The organism is Jiella mangrovi (assembly GCF_017815135.1).
GTDB lineage: Bacteria > Pseudomonadota > Alphaproteobacteria > Rhizobiales > Rhizobiaceae > Jiella > Jiella mangrovi.
This window is the reverse complement of record NZ_JAGJCF010000013.1, coordinates 89,132-106,592: the sequence shown is the minus strand read 5'-3', so window position 1 is coordinate 106,592 and position 17,461 is coordinate 89,132. Positions and strand designations below refer to the sequence as shown.

Here is a 17,461-nt window from a genome sequence, read left to right as displayed (position 1 = left end):
AAGTTCTGTTCAGAAACTGCACCGGCCATCGCGTTCAGCGCGCCGGCACCCCTCTTATCGCACCGCTCATCACCCCACCGAGCCTTCCAGCGAAATCCCGATCAGCTTCTGCGCTTCCACCGCGAACTCCATGGGCAGCTGCTGGATGACGTCCTTGACGAAGCCGTTGACGATCAGCGCGATCGCCTCTTCCTCGGGGATGCCGCGCTGCATGCAGTAGAACAGCTGGTCGTCGGAGATCTTCGAGGTGGTCGCCTCGTGCTCGAACTGTGCCGTGGCGTTCTTCGCCTCGATATAGGGCACGGTGTGGGCGCCGCAGTCGTTGCCGATTAGGAGCGAGTCGCACTGGGTGAAGTTGCGGGCGTTGGCGGCCTTGCGGTTCGCCGAGACCTGACCGCGATAGGTATTGTTGGACTGGCCCGCCGAGATGCCCTTCGAGATGATCCGGCTCGTCGTGTTCTTGCCGAGATGGATCATCTTGGTGCCCGAGTCGATCTGCTGGCGACCGTTCGACACGGCGATCGAATAGAACTCGCCACGGGAATTGTCGCCCCTCAGGATGCAGGACGGGTATTTCCAGGTGATCGCCGAGCCGGTCTCCACCTGCGTCCAGGAGATCCGCGAGTTGGCGCCACGGCAGTCGCCCCGCTTGGTGACGAAATTGTAGATGCCGCCCTTGCCTTCCTTGTCGCCCGGATACCAGTTCTGGACGGTGGAATATTTGATCTCGGCATCGTCGAGGGCCACGAGCTCGACTACGGCGGCGTGCAGCTGGTTCTCGTCACGCTGGGGCGCGGTGCAGCCTTCGAGATAGGAGACGTAGGAGCCCTTGTCGGCGATGATCAGCGTGCGCTCGAACTGGCCGGTGTTGCGCTCATTGATGCGGAAATAGGTGGACAGCTCCATCGGGCAGCGCACGCCCGGCGGCACATAGACGAAGGAGCCGTCGGTGAAGACGGCGGAATTCATCGTCGCGAAGAAGTTGTCCGACACCGGAACCACCGAGCCGAGATATTTCTTCACCAGCTCGGGATGCTCGCGGATCGCCTCGGAGATCGGCATGAAGATCACGCCGGCCTTTTCGAGCTCCTTCTTGAAGGTCGTCGCCACCGACACCGAATCGAACACGGCGTCCACCGCGACGCGCGAGGAGTTCGGTGCCGTCAGCCGGCCCTCTTCGTCCTCGCCCTCGTCGACATTCTGCGGCTTGACGACGCCGGCGAGAATCTCCTGCTCGCGCAGCGGGATGCCCAGCTTCTCATAGGTGCGCAGGATCTCCGGGTCGACCTCGTCGAGCGAGGCGGGACCGGACATCGATTTCGGGGCGGCGTAGTAATGAATGTCCTGGAAGTCGATCGGCGGATAATCGACGCGGGCCCAGTCCGGGCTCTCCATCGTCTTCCAGCGCTCGAAGGCTTCGAGCCGCCAGTCGAGCATCCACTGCGGCTCGCCCTTCTTGGCCGAGATGAGCTTGATGATCTCTTCGTTCAGCCCCTTGGGGGCGACATCCATCTCGATCAGCGTCTCGAAGCCGTATTTGTACTGGTCGACGTCGATCTGCCGGACCTGGTCGATGGTCTCCTGGACAGCTGGCATTCTTTAAAGCTCCATACTCGCCGGATTCAAAGTCCGGTGGTCGGGGGTGGCGATCGGGAAAACTTGCTCCTGATCGTCAAGATAAGTCTCGGTTGGTCGCGTTTTTAGTGCCATTCCAAATAATCGCAAGCGGCCGGCTGGCGACCCGTCATGCCGCCCGCGCGCTCGCCCGCCGCGCCAGCCTCGCATATTGCGAAACGAAGCGTCGCAGGGCCGTCTCGTCCGTCTCGGCGCCGAAGCTGACACGGATCGCGCCAAGCCCCGGATCGATCGCAAGGCCCGCTTTCGCCATGGCTGCGACCACATGGCTCGGCCCCACCTTGCCCGACGTGCAGGCCGAGCCGGCGGAAACCGCGATTCCCGCAAGATCCAGCGCGATCTGCGCCGTCTCCGCCTTGATGTCTGGATGCATGATCGCGACCGTGTTGGGAAGACGCTCCGCGTCCTTGCCAAGAATGACGGCGTCGGGAAGCGCCGCAGCGATTTCGTCTTCCAGAAGGGCCCGCTTCGACTGAAAGCCTTGCGCGCTCATGGCGCCGCGTTCGATCGCGACCTTCGCTGCGGCACCGAAACTTGCGATCGCCGGCAAAGCTTCGGTGCCGGGCCGCATGCCGCGCTCCTGGCCGCCGCCGCGGTGAAGCGCGAAGGGCCGCGTGGAAAGGGTCTTGAGGGCAATCGCGCCGGCGCCCTTCAGGGAGCCGAGCTTGTGGCCGGACAGGATGATGGCATCGGCACCGCTCGCCGCAAGGTCGATCGGCAGGCGCCCGCCGATCTGCGCCGCGTCGAGGACGAGCCGGATCGGCTTGTCCTCGATGATGCCGCGAATCGCGGCAAGCGGCTGGATCACGCCGGTCTCGGAATTCGCCCAGGAAAAAGCCAGCATTGCCGGTCCGCTCTCGCTGGCGAGTGCGGTCCACTCCGCCAGCGCACCAAGATCGACGACGCCGTCGCGATCGACGGGAAGCCGCGTGACGGCTGCGGGATCGAAATGGCCGCCCTCGCGTGTTGCCGGATGGTCGGTCTCGATCACCGCCAGATGTCGGATGTCTGCCGGCTCACCGTCGATCAGCCATCGCGGCGACAACAGCTGGTTCGCCGCCTCGGTGGCGCCGCTGGTGAAGACGAGGTTTTCGGACGCAATCGTCTCCGCCTTCCCGCCGACCAGCCTCGCCAGAGAGCGCCGCGCATCCTCGCACACCGCTCGAGCCGCCCGCCCCTCGCGATGGGTCGACGAGGGATTGGCGAGCGCAAGCGCCGCGATCGCTGCATCCCTTGCTTCAGGAATCAGCGGTGCGGAGGCGTTATGGTCCAGATAGAGCCGCTCGTCGCGGTCGTTCATGTCCAACTCGCTACGATTGTCTTGCCCTGCCGACGCAAATTCCTTGAAATTTCGCCTGCAAAAGGACTAGAAAGCGCCCTTGCACGGCATCGCCAGTTTTGAATGCTTCTAAAGTGGAACTTACGAGGCTGTACTGGCTTCGTCAAGCGCGGCCTGGAGCTTCGCCCCATCCGCTCAAAGAGAGTATCTATATGCCCGAAGTGATCTTCAATGGCCCGGCCGGCCGGCTCGAAGGACGATACCAGGCGGCGAAGGAGAAGAACGCTCCGATCGCCATCGTTCTGCACCCGCATCCCCGCTTCGGCGGCACGATGAACAACCAGATCGTCTATCAGCTGTTCTACATGTTTGTGGAACGCGGCTTCACCACGCTGCGCTTCAATTTTCGCGGCATCGGCCGCAGCCAGGGCGAATTCGACCACGGCACGGGCGAGCTCTCCGACGCTGCCTCGGCGCTCGACTGGGTGCAGAGCCTGCATCCCGATTCCAAGCAGACCTGGGTCGCGGGCTATTCCTTCGGCGCATGGATCGGCATGCAGCTTCTGATGCGCCGGCCGGAGATCGAGGGCTTCCTGTCGGTCTCGCCGCAGCCGAACTCCTATGACTTTTCCTTCCTCGCCCCCTGCCCCTCCTCGGGCCTGATCATCCATGGCGGCAAGGACAAGGTGGCGCCGCCGCGCGACGTTCAGACGCTGGTGGACAAGCTGAAGACGCAAAAAGGCATCGTCATCACCCAGAACACGATGGAAGAGGCCAACCATTTCTATACCGATCACACCGATGAGCTGATCGCCGAATGCGCCGAATATCTCGACCGCCGGCTCGCCGGCGAACTGTCCGACCCGCGGCCGAAGCGGCTGCGCTGATCGATCGAGTTTCGCTCTGCCGGCCGACACGGAAAAGCCGCGGAAAAATTCCCGCGGCTTTTTTGATTTGCGGAGATCGGTTGCCTCGACGTCCGCGTCGATCCTGTTTCCCGGCCGCTACCGGCCACGGGTCGCGATGAAGCGCCACTTCGCGACCACTGCAAAGCGGTGCGGCTTGGCCTTGAGCGTGTAGGTCTGGGACTCGAGGATCCTGCGCAGGTCGGCGAAACGCTCGTAGCGCACGACCGCAATCTCGTCCCAGTCGTCTTCTTGGCCGGTCAACAGCCCGGTCAATCGGATTCCCGCGTAAACAAGCGCCGGTTCCACACCGACCTCCTGCGCGGCCGCGCGAAAACCGCCGACGTAGCCGTCATAGTATCCCGAGCGTGAGTCCGGTTTGGGGTCCGCGAAATCGCGGGGATAGTCGGGGGTGTCCCGGAACCAGAGAAAATTGATCATGACCACCGGGCCATCGCCGATGACCCGTTCCGCATCTTCGACAGCCGTGGAAGATAGTTCGTTCAGCAGCACAGCGCTCTCCTGTCGTTTTGACGTTTTTAGTCATATTGTCAAAACGTCAGTTTGACAATCTCCCGTGTCGGGAAATATCGAGGGCGATGGCTGCAAAGCAATCGAAGGAAAAGCTTGCGCTGATCGGCGCGACCGAGGTGTTCACCCGCTACGGATACGGGCGGACCACCATGGGCGACATCGCGGCGAAAGCCGGGATGTCGCGGCCCGCCCTCTATCTCGTGTTTTCAGACAAGGACGCCGCGTTCAGCCGGGTGATCGAGCACCTGGACCGTGAAGAGTTGGATTCGATTGCGGCCGTTCTGCCGACGTTGGACGGGGTCGAGGCCAAACTGCTTCACGCGTGCCTTTCCTGGGGAATGCGAGGTGTGGAACTCGCGGCAGTACACCCCGACGCGGCCGACCTCTTTGACCTGCGTTTTCCGGCGGTTCAGCAGATCTACGAGAACTTTCAGGCGCTGGTGGCGGAGCTGATCGCTGGAGCGCCCTCACTGGCCAAACTCGATGCCACACCGCAAGAGCTCGCCCGGACGTTCGTCTATGCCATGCGCGGCTTTCGGGAAGCAGCCGCCGATCCCGACGATATGCGCCGTCTGATCACCGTGCACGTCCGCTGCTTCGCGCTGGCAGTCACCAGACGCGCCTGATGGCTCCGTTGCCAACAGCTGCCCGACGAGATTGCTCCTTAAAAACGCACGCCCTGCGTTTCAGCGCCGTCATCTTCGAGGTCGATCGACCGGCGGCCGGACGGGATGATTCCGCTCATGCTCTCGTCCGAACACTTGGCATGGACCACGGCCACTCTCGCGAATTTCCCGCTTGCGTCTGGAAATCGCGCCTGAGGCTGCTAAACAGCCCGCAAGCACGGCCACGGCCAACCGCGACCCTATCGACAGGACCCGCCCAACATGACCGGCTTCAAGTCCGAGTTTCTCCGCACGCTATCCGAGCGTGGCTTCATCCATCAGCTTTCCGACGAGAGCGGGCTGGACGATCTGTTCCGCACCGAGACGGTCACCGCCTATGTCGGCTACGACGCGACGGCGACGAGCCTGCATATCGGCAATCTGATCTCGGCCACCATGCTCTACTGGCTGCAGGAAACCGGCCACCGGCCGATCGCGCTGATGGGCGGCGGCACCTCGATGGTCGGCGATCCGTCGTTTCGCGACGAGCAGAGGAAGCTTTTGACGCCTGACGCCATCAACCAGAACATCGAAGGCATCAAAAGGATCTTTTCGCGCATTCTCAACTTCGGCGACGGGCCGACCGACGCGATGATGGTCAACAATGCCGACTGGCTGATGAAGCTGAACTATGTCGAGTTCCTGCGCGACGTCGGCCGGCATTTTTCGGTCAACCGGATGCTGTCCTTCGATTCGGTGAAGATCCGGCTCGACCGCGAGCAGTCGCTGTCGTTCCTGGAATTCAACTACATGATCATGCAGGGCTACGACTTCGTCGAGCTGTCCCGCCGCTATGACTGCCGGCTGCAGATGGGCGGCTCGGACCAGTGGGGCAACATCATCAACGGCGTCGATCTCGGTCATCGCATGGGCACGCCGCAGCTCTACGCCCTGACGACGCCGCTGCTGACCACCTCGTCCGGCGCCAAGATGGGCAAATCCGCCTCGGGCGCGGTCTGGCTGAACGAGGACGTCTTCAGCCCCTATGACTTCTGGCAGTACTGGCGCAACACCGAGGACGCCGATGTCGGCCGCTTCCTGAAGATCTTCACCCGCCTGCCCCTCGACGAGATCGCCCAGCTCGAGGCGCTGGGCGGCTCGGAGATCAACGAGGCCAAGAAGATCCTCGCCACCGAGGCAACCGCCATCGTCCACGGTCGCGAGGCCGCCGAGGCGTCCGCCGAGACGGCACGCGTGACCTTCGAGGAAGGCGCCCTTGCCGAGAGCCTGCCGACCATCGCGATTGCAGCGTCGGAACTGTCGGCTGGTGCCGGGCTCCTCGGCCTCATCGCCCAGGCCGGTCTCGCCGGCTCCAACGGCGAGGCACGGCGCCACGTTCAGGGCGGCGCCGTCAGGGTGAACGACGAAGCGGTGTCCGATCCGCGCGCGGTCGTCAGCGAGGCGGATCTCAAGGACGGCGTGATCAAGCTGTCGGTCGGCCGCAAGAAACACGTTCTGGTCCGGCCGCAATAACGGCTCGCCAGGCATCGGGCTTCACCGGTCGGTGCTGGTGTCGGCCACGCCGAATGAGCCGCGCCCATCCACCGTTTCGTCATCCCGGGGTGGCCCGGAATGTCGAAGCTTTGCTCATCGCTCCCGATTTGAGACGTCGCTTCGCGCCGACGGGAATCTGCGCTTCCCCTCAATATTCGAAAATCCGCCGGAAGATGCCCGGCGCGATCAGCGAGATCGGATTGACGATGAGTGTCGGGTCGAGGAGCGTTCCTTCCAACCGGTAGGTGATCCCGATCAGCCCGCCCTCGCCGCCATTGCCGAGAACCTCGCCGACGAGCGGCAGCGCGCCGAACAGGCGATTGACGCCATAGGCCGGCATGAACGAGCCGGCCATCGCGATCTGGCCCGAAGGGTCGATCAGCGTGCCGGAAAAGCTCGATCCGAAGACCGGGCCACGGATGATCCCATCATCGACGACGAGCCGGCCATCCGCCCATCTGAGATTGGCCCTTGCGCCGTCGAAATAGGCGTTGGCGACGGGCAGGTCGCCGCCGAAGCGTCGCGCGAGGCTGTCGGAATTCGTGTTCGCAGTGCCGACAAGGCTGCGCAGCCGCTCCTCATCGACGAGCGTGAAATCGTTCAGCGTCACGCGGCCGGCATAAGCGCCGTCTCTTTCGCCGAGGCTGATCTTCAGCCGGCCACCGCGCATCTTTTCGTAAAGACCGGAAAAGCGCAGCAATGCGCCGGCATTCGCGGCCTCGAGGCGCAGGGACGGGTCTGAGGTGGCGCCCGGCTGGAAGGTCATCGAGACCGGCGCGCCTTTTATGTTCGCCGTCAGCGAGGCTGCCCGCACGAGCCCCTTGCCGGCCTCGTAGCGGATCTCGGCGTCGTCCAGCGTCTCGCCGCCAAATCCGCGCAGCGTGTCGGCCGAGAGCTCGACCACCAGACGGGACAGGTCTTCGTCGGCTTCGCCATCCTTTGCGCCGAAGCTCTTTTCGAAAGCGGCGAGGATCGGCCGCGCATCGATGCTGTTGGCGGCGACGCTGAGGCCCATGCCATTTTCGACACGCGTCAAACGCGCCGAAACGCTGTCGTCGCGATTGAGAGCCAGGGAGTTGAGGACCAACGATTTGAGGCCTTTCTCATCGAGCTCGGCAGAGCCGGTGGCCGAAAAGCCCTCGCCTTTAAGGACCGCGTTCGTGACCCGCGTGGTTTTGCCATCCATCGCCACACGAAATGACAGCGCTCCAGCGATTCCCTCGCTCTTCGACCAGCCGATCGCCGGCAGCTTGATGGTGGCCCGGGTCAGATCGGCCTTCGCCGAAAATCCGGCCTTGTCGCCGGTGAGTTCGACCGTGACCGGGCCACTCACCAGATGCGCGAGCACCGGCGACAATTGCGCCATGGATCGATCGTCCAGCTCGGCCTTGAGCGACAGGGATGCGTCGCCGACGGGATCGAGCCCGATCGGCTGGGCGAAGGTGATTTTGGCCGCAATTCCGTCGATCCGGCCGGTGAGGTCCCCGATCACGCTGCCTTCGGCAATCATCGCGGTGCCGGTGAGGTTCGAAAGCCGGCGCCCTTCGATCGGTGTCTTGAGATCGACGTCCTCGAGTTCAGCGAAGAGGCTCCATTTCACCTTGCCGGGCTCGGTCTGTGCTGCCGCGTCCTTCTTGTCGCTGAGGTGGAACGCCACGCCGATTCCGACCTTCGCCTTGCCGGTCAGGTCTTCGGGCTTCAGATTTTTCTGCACCACGGCCATCAGTGGCTGACGGTCGGCCACCGCCAGGAGATTGGCGGCCCCGCCCTCGACGTTCAGGGAAAGCGCGGCATCGACGCCGTCGCCGGCGTGGCGGAAATCGAGCGAGGACGGCAATACGGCGATATCAGGCTCGCCGACGAGTGTCGCAGTCTCGACATTCACCGTGGCGGCGCTGCCCTGATGACGAATGGTGCCGCGGGCGTCCGCAACGCTCGGCATATCGTCTTGCGTCGTGAAAGCTGCGCCCGAAAAACCCATCGAGATCTGCAGCTCGTCGTCGCGCATGGGAACATGCGGCTCGATGACTTCCAGGACGCGCTCGATCGTCAAGTCGAGATCGATCGCCGCGGTATCGATCCGGCCCTGCGACAGATGCTCCAGCGTCCAGGCGCGGGGCCCGTCGGCCACGAAAAACGGCCAGAACGCCATCAGATCGGCGGCCTCGATGGCGTTGCCGCGAAAATTCGCCGACACGCGGTCATTTGTGTCGAAGCCGGTGAGTGCGGCGCTTGCCTTCAGCCAGCCCTCGCCGACCGAAAGGGTGGCATCGTCGATGCGGATGGTGCCGTTCTTCAGATCCACGACACCGCTCGACCCGAAGCTTGCCCGGCGCTCGTCCTCCGGCTTCGCCTGTCCGACGCTGGAGACGAGCCGGGTCGATGACAGACGGAAAGCTGCGATGCCATCGGCGGGGTTGGGAAGATCGAGCTCACCGGAAAACTCGGCATCGACCGAGCCTTGATCGGAAAAATTTGCAGCGATCTTCGCGGTTTCTTCGCCTTCTTTCAACTTGATTGCAAAGCCCCCGAGAAGCTCATCCTCGTTCGGGCTTTCGCCATTCACCCCAGCGGTCAATTCAAGCTGACGCCCGGTCTCGTCGCCATCGAGCGTGACCGACAGAGTGAGTTTCGGCGCATCGATCGCGGCCCCCTGATGCACCGGAAGCGAAATCGGTTCGCTTTTCAGGTCGAGAAGCTGCAGCCGGCGGCCATCGTCCGAGAGCTGCGCTCTGCCATTGGCGGCGAGACTGACCGCGTCCATCTTGGCTGCGAGGGACAGGCCGAATTCGTCGGTCGCCGTTCTGACCAGTGTCAGCCGGTCGATTTGAGGCGCGAGAGTACCGTCCATGGGCGCAAGGTCGGTGACTTCGACGGCCTTGAGCGGCAGATCGCCAAGCTGCGTCGCAGCTTGATCGAGCGCTGCAAAGATCGCCTTGCCGTCAGGGGGCGCGAAATCGCCGGTTCCAGACAGGGTGTCCGTATCGACACGCATATGATCCACGGAAATCTTTTCCGCCGAGACCTCGCCGGACAGGATCGAAACAAGACTGAAGCCGACGGACAGACGATCGGCGGTCGCGACCGTTCGGCCATCGCCGACATCGGCGAGGCTGACGTCTTGAAACTGCAGCGTCACGTCGCCGGCGGACGTGAAGCCGACACTGCGAGAGCCGACGGAGACGCTGATGTCGTCCGGCAAGAGGCTCGAAAGCAGCTGCTGGCTCTGGTCCAGCAGGATGCGATTGCCGAAGGTGGTCGCGACGAGGAGGGCGACGGCCCCGATGAAGAAGACCAGCCCCCCTGCGCAGAGGCCCGCGAGAATTCGACCCGCCGAGGTCATGCGGCCGCGCGGCGACGATCTGTCGGCCGAGCCGTTGCCCGCCGCGTGCCGCCGCGGTCGAGCGAAGAGCTTCGGCGGGGGCTTGCCCGGCCCGTTGCTTCCTGCATTTATCTGCTTCCCAATCCGCCCCGGAATGGCATCTTGCGAGCAGCCGGTGTTATGCGCAATTGGCGCTCCCTGGCCATTCCCTTGAATGCTCCTTCAATCATCTCGCGTCGAAAGGATGACACGATGTCGATTTCCGCTGGCGACAAGTGCCCCGATTTCACCTTGCCGGACGACCGTGGCGAAATGGTCTCGCTCGACGAGCTGAAGACCAAGCCCTTCGTTCTGTATTTCTATCCCAAGGACGATACGTCGGGATGCACGCGCGAAGCTGTTGATTTCAGCGCTTTGTCCAAGGATTTCGAGGCGGCGGGCGTTGCCGTGTTCGGCGTGTCGCCGGACCCGGTGAAGAAGCACGAGAAGTTTCGCGACAAGCACGAGCTGACGGTGCGTCTGCTGTCCGACGAGGAAAAGAGCCTGCTCGAGAGCTTCGGTGTCTGGGTTGAAAAGTCGATGTACGGCCGCAAATACATGGGTGTCGAGCGCACCACGGCTCTGATCGACGCCGGCGGCACGGTGGCGAGGGTCTGGCCGAAGGTGAAGGTGCCCGGTCACGCCGAAGAGGTTCTTCAAGCCGCCCGGCAGCTTAAGGCCGGCGCTTGAGCTTGATGTCTGGCGAGCGCGAACAGATCCCCGATACGCTGCGCCGTGCGACCGTCGAGGCGCTGGCGGCGGGCGATCTCGAGGAGAAGGTGCGGCTGACGAACCTTGCCTGCCGGCTCTGGTTCGCGCGCCGGCTCGGTCTGCATTCGCCGACCGATCCGGCCCATCCGGGCCGTCCGGGCCGCCCCGATGAGCCGGAGCTGGTCTCGCCGAAGAAGCTGAAGCGCCGGTCGGTCCATACCGAGGAGGGCCGGATCGTGCTGATCCATGCCCTCGCCCACATCGAACTCAACGCCATCGATCTCGCCCTCGACATCGTCGCGCGGTTCACCCGCGAGAAAATGCCGCAGAGCTTCTTCGATGGCTGGATGACGGTGGCGCTCGAGGAGGCGAAGCATTTCGGCCTGCTGTCACGGCGGCTCGAATCGCTCGGCTCGCATTATGGCGCCCTGCCCGCCCATGACGGCCTGTGGCAGGCCGTCGAGGCGACGGCGCACGATCTGTCGGCGCGGCTTGCCGTGGTGCCACTGATTCTGGAGGCGCGCGGCCTCGACGTCACGCCCTCGATGATCGACAAGCTCCAGGCGACCGGCGACATCGACACCGCGAAGATCCTCGAGATCATCTATCGTGACGAAAAGAAGCATGTCGCCATTGGCGCCAAATGGTTTCGGTTCCTGTGCTCCCGCCAGAACGTCAATGCCGCCGAGCGTTTCGGCAAGCTTGTGCGCGAGAGCTTTCGCGGCGACATCAAGGCCCCGTTCAACGATCGCGCCCGCGCCGAAGCCGGCCTGACGCCGACCTTCTACCGCTCGCTGTCGCCCCGCTCTCGCTAGAACGCCGTGCGTCCGAATGCACGCCTGCGTACACGACACGATCCTCGGAGGCCGGCCACGACTTGATCGATAAGGCGCACCATTCGACGCTTCGTCATTCTCGGGCCCCATCCCGAGAATTCAGAAACGTTCGACACAGCAGAAGCTTAACCGGCGCACTGGATGCTCGGGACGGGGCCCGAGCATGACGAGCGCGATAAAAGCGGACGCCTGATCTCGGAGTGTCAGGCACTCGATATGCGCCGTTCGACGAGACTGTCGTGTGCACTGAATGCACGCGCAGAGGACGCTATAACCTATTCAATTTACGCTTGTTTCTTTCTCAAAATCGGTTCCAATTCTTGGGCGATGCCGTAGGCCCGGCGCTTCTTGCCGCAGTGTCGCCAACCAAACGTTAACCCTAACGCTTTCTAATCGCCATCGACGAGAGCCCCGGTTCCGGCCGGTCACCAAGCGATCGATAGCGATGCAAGCAAGCAAACTGACGAGCACCTTCGGCAAGCGTAGCCAGCCTCACACCGTGATCATCGCGCGGGGTGAGCATGTGCGGCATTTCACCGTCGGCAAAACCCGGATTCTTCTCGGATCGGCTTTGGCTCTCCTGCTTGTGGCCGGTGCGATTGCGGTGCCGGTGAGCTATGCGATCGCGCCGGATGGCGGTGACGGCCTCGCCGAGCGTCAGTGGCAGGGCCGACACGAATACGAACAGCGAATCGCCAATTTGAGGGCACAGCTCGATCGCGCCACCAGCCGGCAGTTCCTGGCCCAGAAGATGGTCGAGAGCAAAGTCGATGTTCTCCTCGATCAGCAGGAGGAACTTGCCGCGCGATACGAGAGGCTGCAGCCCCTCTTCGATCAGGCAAAGTCGACCGGGCTTCTTGCCGCGACGGTGCCGATCCCGACGCCGAAGCCCGAAGAGGATGTGCCCACCGGTCTTCAAGGCGATGCGGCTTCGGATTCCCTTGCCGATGTCACCGACGATGCAGGCGATCAGCACGCCGCCCCTCCTGCCCCGGCTGCAAACGCCTTTGCTCCCGATGCGTCTCAGCCGAAGGTCGACTGGCTCGGGCGGCTTCGCGCCGAAGCAGCACCCGCGACGCCTTCAAGGGACGCAACCGGCGAGCCACAGTTCACGGCGACGGCCGGGCATGTCATCTCCGACGAAAGCCTGCGCCAGATCGGCGAGGCGATCAGCGTTGCCGAACTCGGCCAGCTTCGCCACCTCGAAGCGCTGGCCGCAACGGCCCGCCATCGAGCGGTTCGTATCTCGTCAGCGCTGGCGGCAGCGGGGATCAGACTGCCGGACGATGTCGGCGACGACCGCGCCACGGGTGGTCCCTACGAGCCGGTCCCCGCAGACGACCTCTTCGACAGATCGGTCGCGGAGCTCGAAGGCGCTTTGTCCGAACTGCAGCGGGTCGACGAAGCGGCCAGGAAGCTGCCGCTGGGCCGGCCCATGCAGGCCTCGGCGATCTCCTCGACCTTCGGCGTGCGGACCGATCCGTTTCTCGGCAAGCGCGCCTTCCATTCCGGGATCGACTTTGCCGAGCCACGGGGAACCTTCGTTCGGGCGACGGCACCGGGCAAGGTGATCAAGGCGGGTCGCTTCGGAGGCTATGGCAATATGGTCGAGATCGACCACGGAAACGGCATCACCACCCGCTACGGCCACATGTCGAAGATCTCGGTCCGTGTCGGCGAAACCGTGTCCCGGGGCGAGACGATCGGCGCCGTCGGCTCGACCGGACGCAGCACGGGCCCGCATCTCCACTACGAGGTGCGCCGGGACGGAACGGCGGTGGATCCCGCCAAGTTCTTTCGTGTCGGCGACAGAATCCGCGACGTCGGGTGACAGGGCCCCTTCAGGAAGCAGGCGCGAACATCGTGCCTGTCGCTATGCGCGAGTGCTCGCCGCGAGTTGATCGAGAAGGCGCAGCCTTCGACGCTTCGTCATTCGCGGGCATCATCCCGAAGATCCAAGAACCTGCAACAAGACAAAATCTTAAATGGCGCACCGGATGCTCGGGACCGGGCCCGGGCATGACGCGCGCGATGACGACGAACGCCTGCTCCCTGATCGCCGGGCCCTCGATATGCGCCTTCTCGATCAGGTCGTGGCCGGCGCCCGAGCACGCGTCGCGTGGTGCGGCGTCCCATTGGGCGCGCGGCGCTCCAAGGTCGTTTGCAGAAACCAGAACGGGCCGGCGATCGCCGGCCCGTTTCTCATGTCGCTGACAAGGTCTGGCGCGTCAGTCGATGTCCTCGACCTCGGCGGTGCCGCCCTGGACGCGCTGGGCCAGCGCGGCTTCCATGAAGTCGTCGAGCCCCCCGTCCAGCACATCCTGCGGCGAGGTGCTCTCGACGCCGGTGCGAAGGTCCTTGACCATCTGATAGGGCTGCAGGACGTAGGACCGGATCTGGTGGCCCCAGCCGATGTCGCTCTTCGACGCAGCCTCGGCATTTGCCGCCGCCTCGCGCTTTTCGAGCTCGGCCTCGTAGAGGCGCGCCTTCAGCATGTTCCAGGCGGTCGCCCGGTTCTTGTGCTGGGAGCGCTCCTGCTGGCACGCGACGACGATCCCGGTCGGCACGTGGGTGATGCGCACCGCCGAATCGGTGGTGTTCACGTGCTGGCCGCCTGCGCCCGACGCCCGGTAGGTGTCGATGCGGCAATCCGATTCGTTCACCTGGATGTCGATCGTGTCGTCGACGACCGGATAGACCCAGACGGAGGCGAAGGACGTATGCCGTCGCGCCTGGCTGTCATAGGGCGAGATCCGGACCAGACGGTGCACGCCGGACTCGGTCTTGGCCCAGCCATAGGCGTTGTGGCCCTTGATCAGGAGCGTCGCCGACTTGATGCCGGCTTCTTCACCGGCATGTTCCTCGAGCACCTCGACCTTGAACTTGGCCCGCTCGGCCCAGCGCATATACATGCGCTCGAGCATCGCGGCCCAATCCTGGCTTTCGGTACCGCCTGCCCCGGAATGGACTTCCAGATAGGTGTCGTTCGCATCGGCCTCGCCCGAGAGCAGCGTCTCGATCTGGCGCTTGTCGACTTCGCTCCTGACGTTCCGGATCGCCGCTTCGGCGTCCTCGACGATCGACGCGTCGCCTTCCTCCTCGCCCATGGCGATGAGTTCGATGCTGTCGTCCAGCGTCTGGGTCAGGCTGTTGATCGCATTGATGGTGGTTTCCAGCTGCTGACGCTCGCGCATCAGGGCCTGGGCCTCCATCGGATCGTCCCAGATCGTAGGATCTTCGGCTTTATGGTTCAGGACTTCGAGGCGTCGGAGGGATTTATCCCAGTCAAAGATGCCTCCTCAGCAGGCTTATGGCCTGCTTGGTTTCGTCGACCACGGTCTCGATTTCGGCACGCATTGCCGCATTCTCCTCAAATGGCGTCGAGCCGTCCTGTGCGGGCGGCCCGGCAGCATGTGCTGCGCTAGAGGGAGGGGTCTTAAAGGCGCGGCGTCCGCTTCGTCAACCGACCGGGCGACGCCGCGCGACTCAGGCCGCGGTCAGAAGAGACCGCCGGCGCCCTGCGAGATGGCCTGTTCGGCCTGCTGGGAAACTTGGCCGGTCTGGCCCGGGCCGGAGGCGATCTCGTCCATGTCGATGACGCTGTAGCTGTCGGCCGGTCCGGTGCCCGGCTTGAACGCTTCCATGATCACGTCCGGGCCCGAACCGCTCGCCCGCATGCCGGTCTTGCGATTGACGGCGATCAGCTCCATGCCTTCGGGCACCTTGAAGTCCGCAGGCTTCTTGCCCTTCAGGGCTTCCTTCATGAAATCGATGAAGACGGGAGCCGCCATGCCGCCGCCCGTGGCGCCGTGTCCCATGGGTTTGGGATTGTCGAAGCCGAGATAGACGCCGCAGACGAGATTGGGCGTGAAGCCGACGAACCAGACGTCCTTTTCGTCATTGGTCGTTCCGGTCTTGCCGGCGATCGGCACGCCGAGTGCCTTGACCCGCGTCGCGGTGCCCCGCTGGACGACGCCCTCCATCATCGATGTGATCTGATAGGCGGTCATCGGGTCGAGCACCTGATCGCGTTCGTCGACGAGCTTGGGATCGGGCTGTCCGTCATATTCGCGGCTGTTGCAGTCGGCGCAGAAGCGCTGGTCGTGCTTGTAGATGGTGCGGCCATAGCGGTCCTGGACGCGGTCGATCAGCGAGGGTTCGATCGAGCGGCCGCCATTGGCGATCACCGAATAGGCCGTCACCATGCGCAGGACGGTCGTCTCGCCCGCGCCGAGCGCCATCGGCAGATAGGGCTTGAGATGATCGTAGATGCCGAAACGTTCGGCATATTGCGCCACGAGATCCATGCCCATGTCCTTGGCCAGGCGCACGGTCATCAGATTGCGGCTCTTTTCGATGCCGAGTCGCAGCGTCGACGGGCCGGCGTAGCCGCCACCGTAATTGGATGGCGTCCAGTAGCCGCCATTGCCGTCCGGCAGTGAGATCGGCCCGTCCATGATCACCGAGGCCGGCGTATAGCCGTTGTCGAGCGCGGCCGAATAGACGAAGGGTTTGAACGAGGAGCCCGGCTGGCGATAGGCCTGGCTGGCGCGGTTGAACTCGGACTGGGCGTAGGAGAAGCCGCCGACCATGGCGCGGACGCGGCCGGTCTCCGGCTCCATGGCGACGAGCGCGCCCTGGACCTTCGGCGGCTGGCGCAGGCGGTAGCCGTCGCCATCCTCCTTCTTTTCCACATAGATGACGTCGCCGCGCGACAGGACGTCGTCGGCCCCGCGGACGCGGCCCTTCTTGTCCTTGGTATTGAGGTTGAGCGCCCACTTCATGTCGGAAAGCGCGACGGTCGCGATCTCGCGCTCGCTCGACCGCGCACCGGAGATCGTGCGCTCAGGCTGCAGTCCGACGCTGAGGCGGTCGGGATTGGCCTCGAGAACCACAGCCAGACGCCATTCGGGCACATCCGACAGCCCGTCGATCTTGCCAAGCTCCGCGCCCCAGTCGCTGCCGATGTCGATCGTCTGGACCGGGCCGCGATAGCCGTGTTTCTGATCGTAAAGGATCAGCCCGTGCTGGAGCGCCGCCCGCGCTTCCTTCTGGAGCGTCGGATCGAGCGTGGTCCGCACCGAAAGGCCGCCCTCGTAGAGGGCCTTCGAGCCATAGCGCTGCACGACCTCGCGGCGAACGTCCTCGGTGAAATATTCCGAAGACGCCAGATAGGTGCCGGACGGGCGCGGCTTGACCTCGATCGGCTTCTGCCTTGCCTCGTCGGCCTCCGCCTTGGTGATGAACCCGTTTTCCGCCATCTGCGAGATCACCCAGTTGCGGCGGTCCATCGCGCGGTCGTAGTCGCGGAACGGATTGTAGTTTTCCGGCGCCTTCGGCAGTGCGGCGAGATAGGCGGCTTCGGCGACGTTCAGTTCCGTCACCGACTTGTCGAAATAGGCGAGCGCAGCGGCAGCGATGCCGTAAGAGCCCATGCCGAGATAGATCTCGTTGAGATAGAGCTCGAGGATCTTGTCCTTCGAATAGGCCTGCTCGATGCGAAGCGACAGCATCGCTTCCTTGATCTTGCGGTCGAGCGTGCGCTCGTTGGTGAGGAGGAAGTTCTTGGCGACCTGCTGGGTGATCGTCGAGGCGCCCTGCATGCGCCCACCCTTGGCAAGAACCATCACGGCGCGGCCGACACCCTCGATGTCGATGCCGGGATGGGAATAGAAGTTCTTGTCCTCGGCCGAGAGGAAGGCGTTCTTCACGAGGTCCGGGATTGCCTGGATCGGCAGGAACAGCCGCCGCTGGGTGGCGTATTCGGCCATCAACTGGCCGTCGGACGCATGCACCCGCGTCGTCACCGGCGGCTCGTAGTCGGCCAGCACCTGATAGTCCGGCAGGCCCTCCGACATCCGTTCGACATACCAGGCGACGGCCCCGGCGACGAGGATGAAGAGAACGGCTCCTATGCCGAAGAAATAGCCGATCAATCTGATCATCGAAACTCCGTCCGGACGATGTCTACAACGAGTGCATCCGGTCCCCGCGAGCGACCGTAAGGTCCTAGTGCCCTCTGGAACGGCTGACGCCAACCC

12 protein-coding genes are annotated in these 17,461 nt (G+C 63.9%); 6 read left to right on the top strand and 6 right to left on the bottom strand.

The window, feature by feature from the left end:
- Positions 1-69 precede the first annotated feature (69 nt).
- Both sufB and J6595_RS15990 read right to left on the bottom strand, forming a co-directional pair.
- Positions 70-1,596, bottom strand: coding sequence for a Fe-S cluster assembly protein SufB (sufB, locus tag J6595_RS15995; protein ID WP_209595580.1), 1,527 nt, complete (start codon positions 1,594-1,596; stop codon positions 70-72).
- Positions 1,597-1,744: 148 nt separating this feature from the next.
- The gene (locus J6595_RS15990; RefSeq protein ID WP_209595579.1) at positions 1,745-2,935 is read right to left on the bottom strand and encodes a cysteine desulfurase family protein; all 1,191 of its coding nucleotides are present in this window, start codon (positions 2,933-2,935) and stop codon (positions 1,745-1,747) included.
- 191 nt (positions 2,936-3,126) lie between these two features.
- Here J6595_RS15990 and J6595_RS15985 point away from each other — a divergent pair, with 191 nt between their 5' ends.
- Positions 3,127-3,801 carry an alpha/beta hydrolase gene (locus tag J6595_RS15985; protein WP_209595578.1) on the top strand — a complete coding sequence of 225 codons (675 nt, stop codon included), beginning with the start codon at positions 3,127-3,129 and terminating at the stop codon, positions 3,799-3,801.
- A gap of 117 nt (positions 3,802-3,918) precedes the next feature.
- Here J6595_RS15985 and J6595_RS15980 read toward each other — a convergent pair whose 3' ends face one another.
- A complete protein-coding gene (locus tag J6595_RS15980; protein ID WP_209595577.1) occupies positions 3,919-4,332 on the bottom strand; it encodes a hypothetical protein in 414 nt (137 codons plus the stop codon).
- An 86-nt stretch (positions 4,333-4,418) separates the two neighbouring features.
- On the opposite strand from J6595_RS15980, the gene J6595_RS15975 reads away from it, so the two are divergent.
- Both J6595_RS15975 and tyrS read left to right on the top strand, forming a co-directional pair.
- Positions 4,419-4,979: a TetR/AcrR family transcriptional regulator gene (locus tag J6595_RS15975; RefSeq protein WP_209595576.1), complete on the top strand. Its 561-nt coding sequence runs from the start codon at positions 4,419-4,421 to the stop codon at positions 4,977-4,979.
- 261 nt (positions 4,980-5,240) lie between these two features.
- Entirely contained in the window at positions 5,241-6,491 is a 1,251-nt protein-coding gene (gene tyrS, locus J6595_RS15970) for a tyrosine--tRNA ligase (RefSeq protein WP_209595575.1), read from the top strand.
- Positions 6,492-6,660: 169 nt separating this feature from the next.
- Here tyrS and J6595_RS15965 read toward each other — a convergent pair whose 3' ends face one another.
- Positions 6,661-9,855, bottom strand: coding sequence for a hypothetical protein (locus tag J6595_RS15965; RefSeq protein ID WP_209595574.1), 3,195 nt, complete (start codon positions 9,853-9,855; stop codon positions 6,661-6,663).
- 231 nt (positions 9,856-10,086) lie between these two features.
- On the opposite strand from J6595_RS15965, the gene bcp reads away from it, so the two are divergent.
- The 3 genes from bcp (at position 10,087) to J6595_RS15950 (ending at position 13,251) form a co-directional block, all read left to right on the top strand.
- Positions 10,087-10,563, top strand: coding sequence for a thioredoxin-dependent thiol peroxidase (bcp, locus tag J6595_RS15960; RefSeq protein ID WP_209595573.1), 477 nt, complete (start codon positions 10,087-10,089; stop codon positions 10,561-10,563).
- A 5-nt stretch (positions 10,564-10,568) separates the two neighbouring features.
- On the top strand, positions 10,569-11,399 hold the full coding sequence (locus J6595_RS15955) for a ferritin-like domain-containing protein (protein ID WP_209595617.1): 831 nt from the start codon (positions 10,569-10,571) through the stop codon (positions 11,397-11,399).
- A gap of 466 nt (positions 11,400-11,865) precedes the next feature.
- Positions 11,866-13,251, top strand: a complete 1,386-nt coding sequence (locus J6595_RS15950; protein ID WP_209595572.1) for a M23 family metallopeptidase — start codon at positions 11,866-11,868, stop codon at positions 13,249-13,251.
- A gap of 397 nt (positions 13,252-13,648) precedes the next feature.
- On the opposite strand, the gene prfB is transcribed toward J6595_RS15950, so the two are convergent.
- Positions 13,649-14,777 (bottom strand): peptide chain release factor 2 gene (gene prfB, locus J6595_RS15945; protein ID WP_209595571.1). Its coding sequence is split into 2 segments (ribosomal slippage): positions 13,649-14,707 and positions 14,709-14,777, totalling 1,128 coding nucleotides; the frame shifts between segments, so codons are not numbered across the junction.
- Positions 14,778-14,917: 140 nt separating this feature from the next.
- Positions 14,918-17,365, bottom strand: a complete 2,448-nt coding sequence (locus J6595_RS15940) for a penicillin-binding protein 1A (protein ID WP_209595570.1) — start codon at positions 17,363-17,365, stop codon at positions 14,918-14,920.
- Positions 17,366-17,461: the final 96 nt, after the last annotated feature.

Coding starts and splice junctions, on each gene's coding strand:
- sufB (WP_209595580.1), bottom strand. CDS start 1,596: ATGCCAGCTGTCCAGGAGACCATCGACCAGGTCCGGCAGATCGACGTC.
- J6595_RS15990 (WP_209595579.1), bottom strand. CDS start 2,935: ATGAACGACCGCGACGAGCGGCTCTATCTGGACCATAACGCCTCCGCA.
- J6595_RS15985 (WP_209595578.1), top strand. CDS start 3,127: ATGCCCGAAGTGATCTTCAATGGCCCGGCCGGCCGGCTCGAAGGACGA.
- J6595_RS15975 (WP_209595576.1), top strand. CDS start 4,419: ATGGCTGCAAAGCAATCGAAGGAAAAGCTTGCGCTGATCGGCGCGACC.
- tyrS (WP_209595575.1), top strand. CDS start 5,241: ATGACCGGCTTCAAGTCCGAGTTTCTCCGCACGCTATCCGAGCGTGGC.
- J6595_RS15965 (WP_209595574.1), bottom strand. CDS start 9,855: ATGACCTCGGCGGGTCGAATTCTCGCGGGCCTCTGCGCAGGGGGGCTG.
- bcp (WP_209595573.1), top strand. CDS start 10,087: ATGTCGATTTCCGCTGGCGACAAGTGCCCCGATTTCACCTTGCCGGAC.
- J6595_RS15955 (WP_209595617.1), top strand. CDS start 10,569: ATGTCTGGCGAGCGCGAACAGATCCCCGATACGCTGCGCCGTGCGACC.
- J6595_RS15950 (WP_209595572.1), top strand. CDS start 11,866: ATGCAAGCAAGCAAACTGACGAGCACCTTCGGCAAGCGTAGCCAGCCT.
- J6595_RS15940 (WP_209595570.1), bottom strand. CDS start 17,365: ATGATCAGATTGATCGGCTATTTCTTCGGCATAGGAGCCGTTCTCTTC.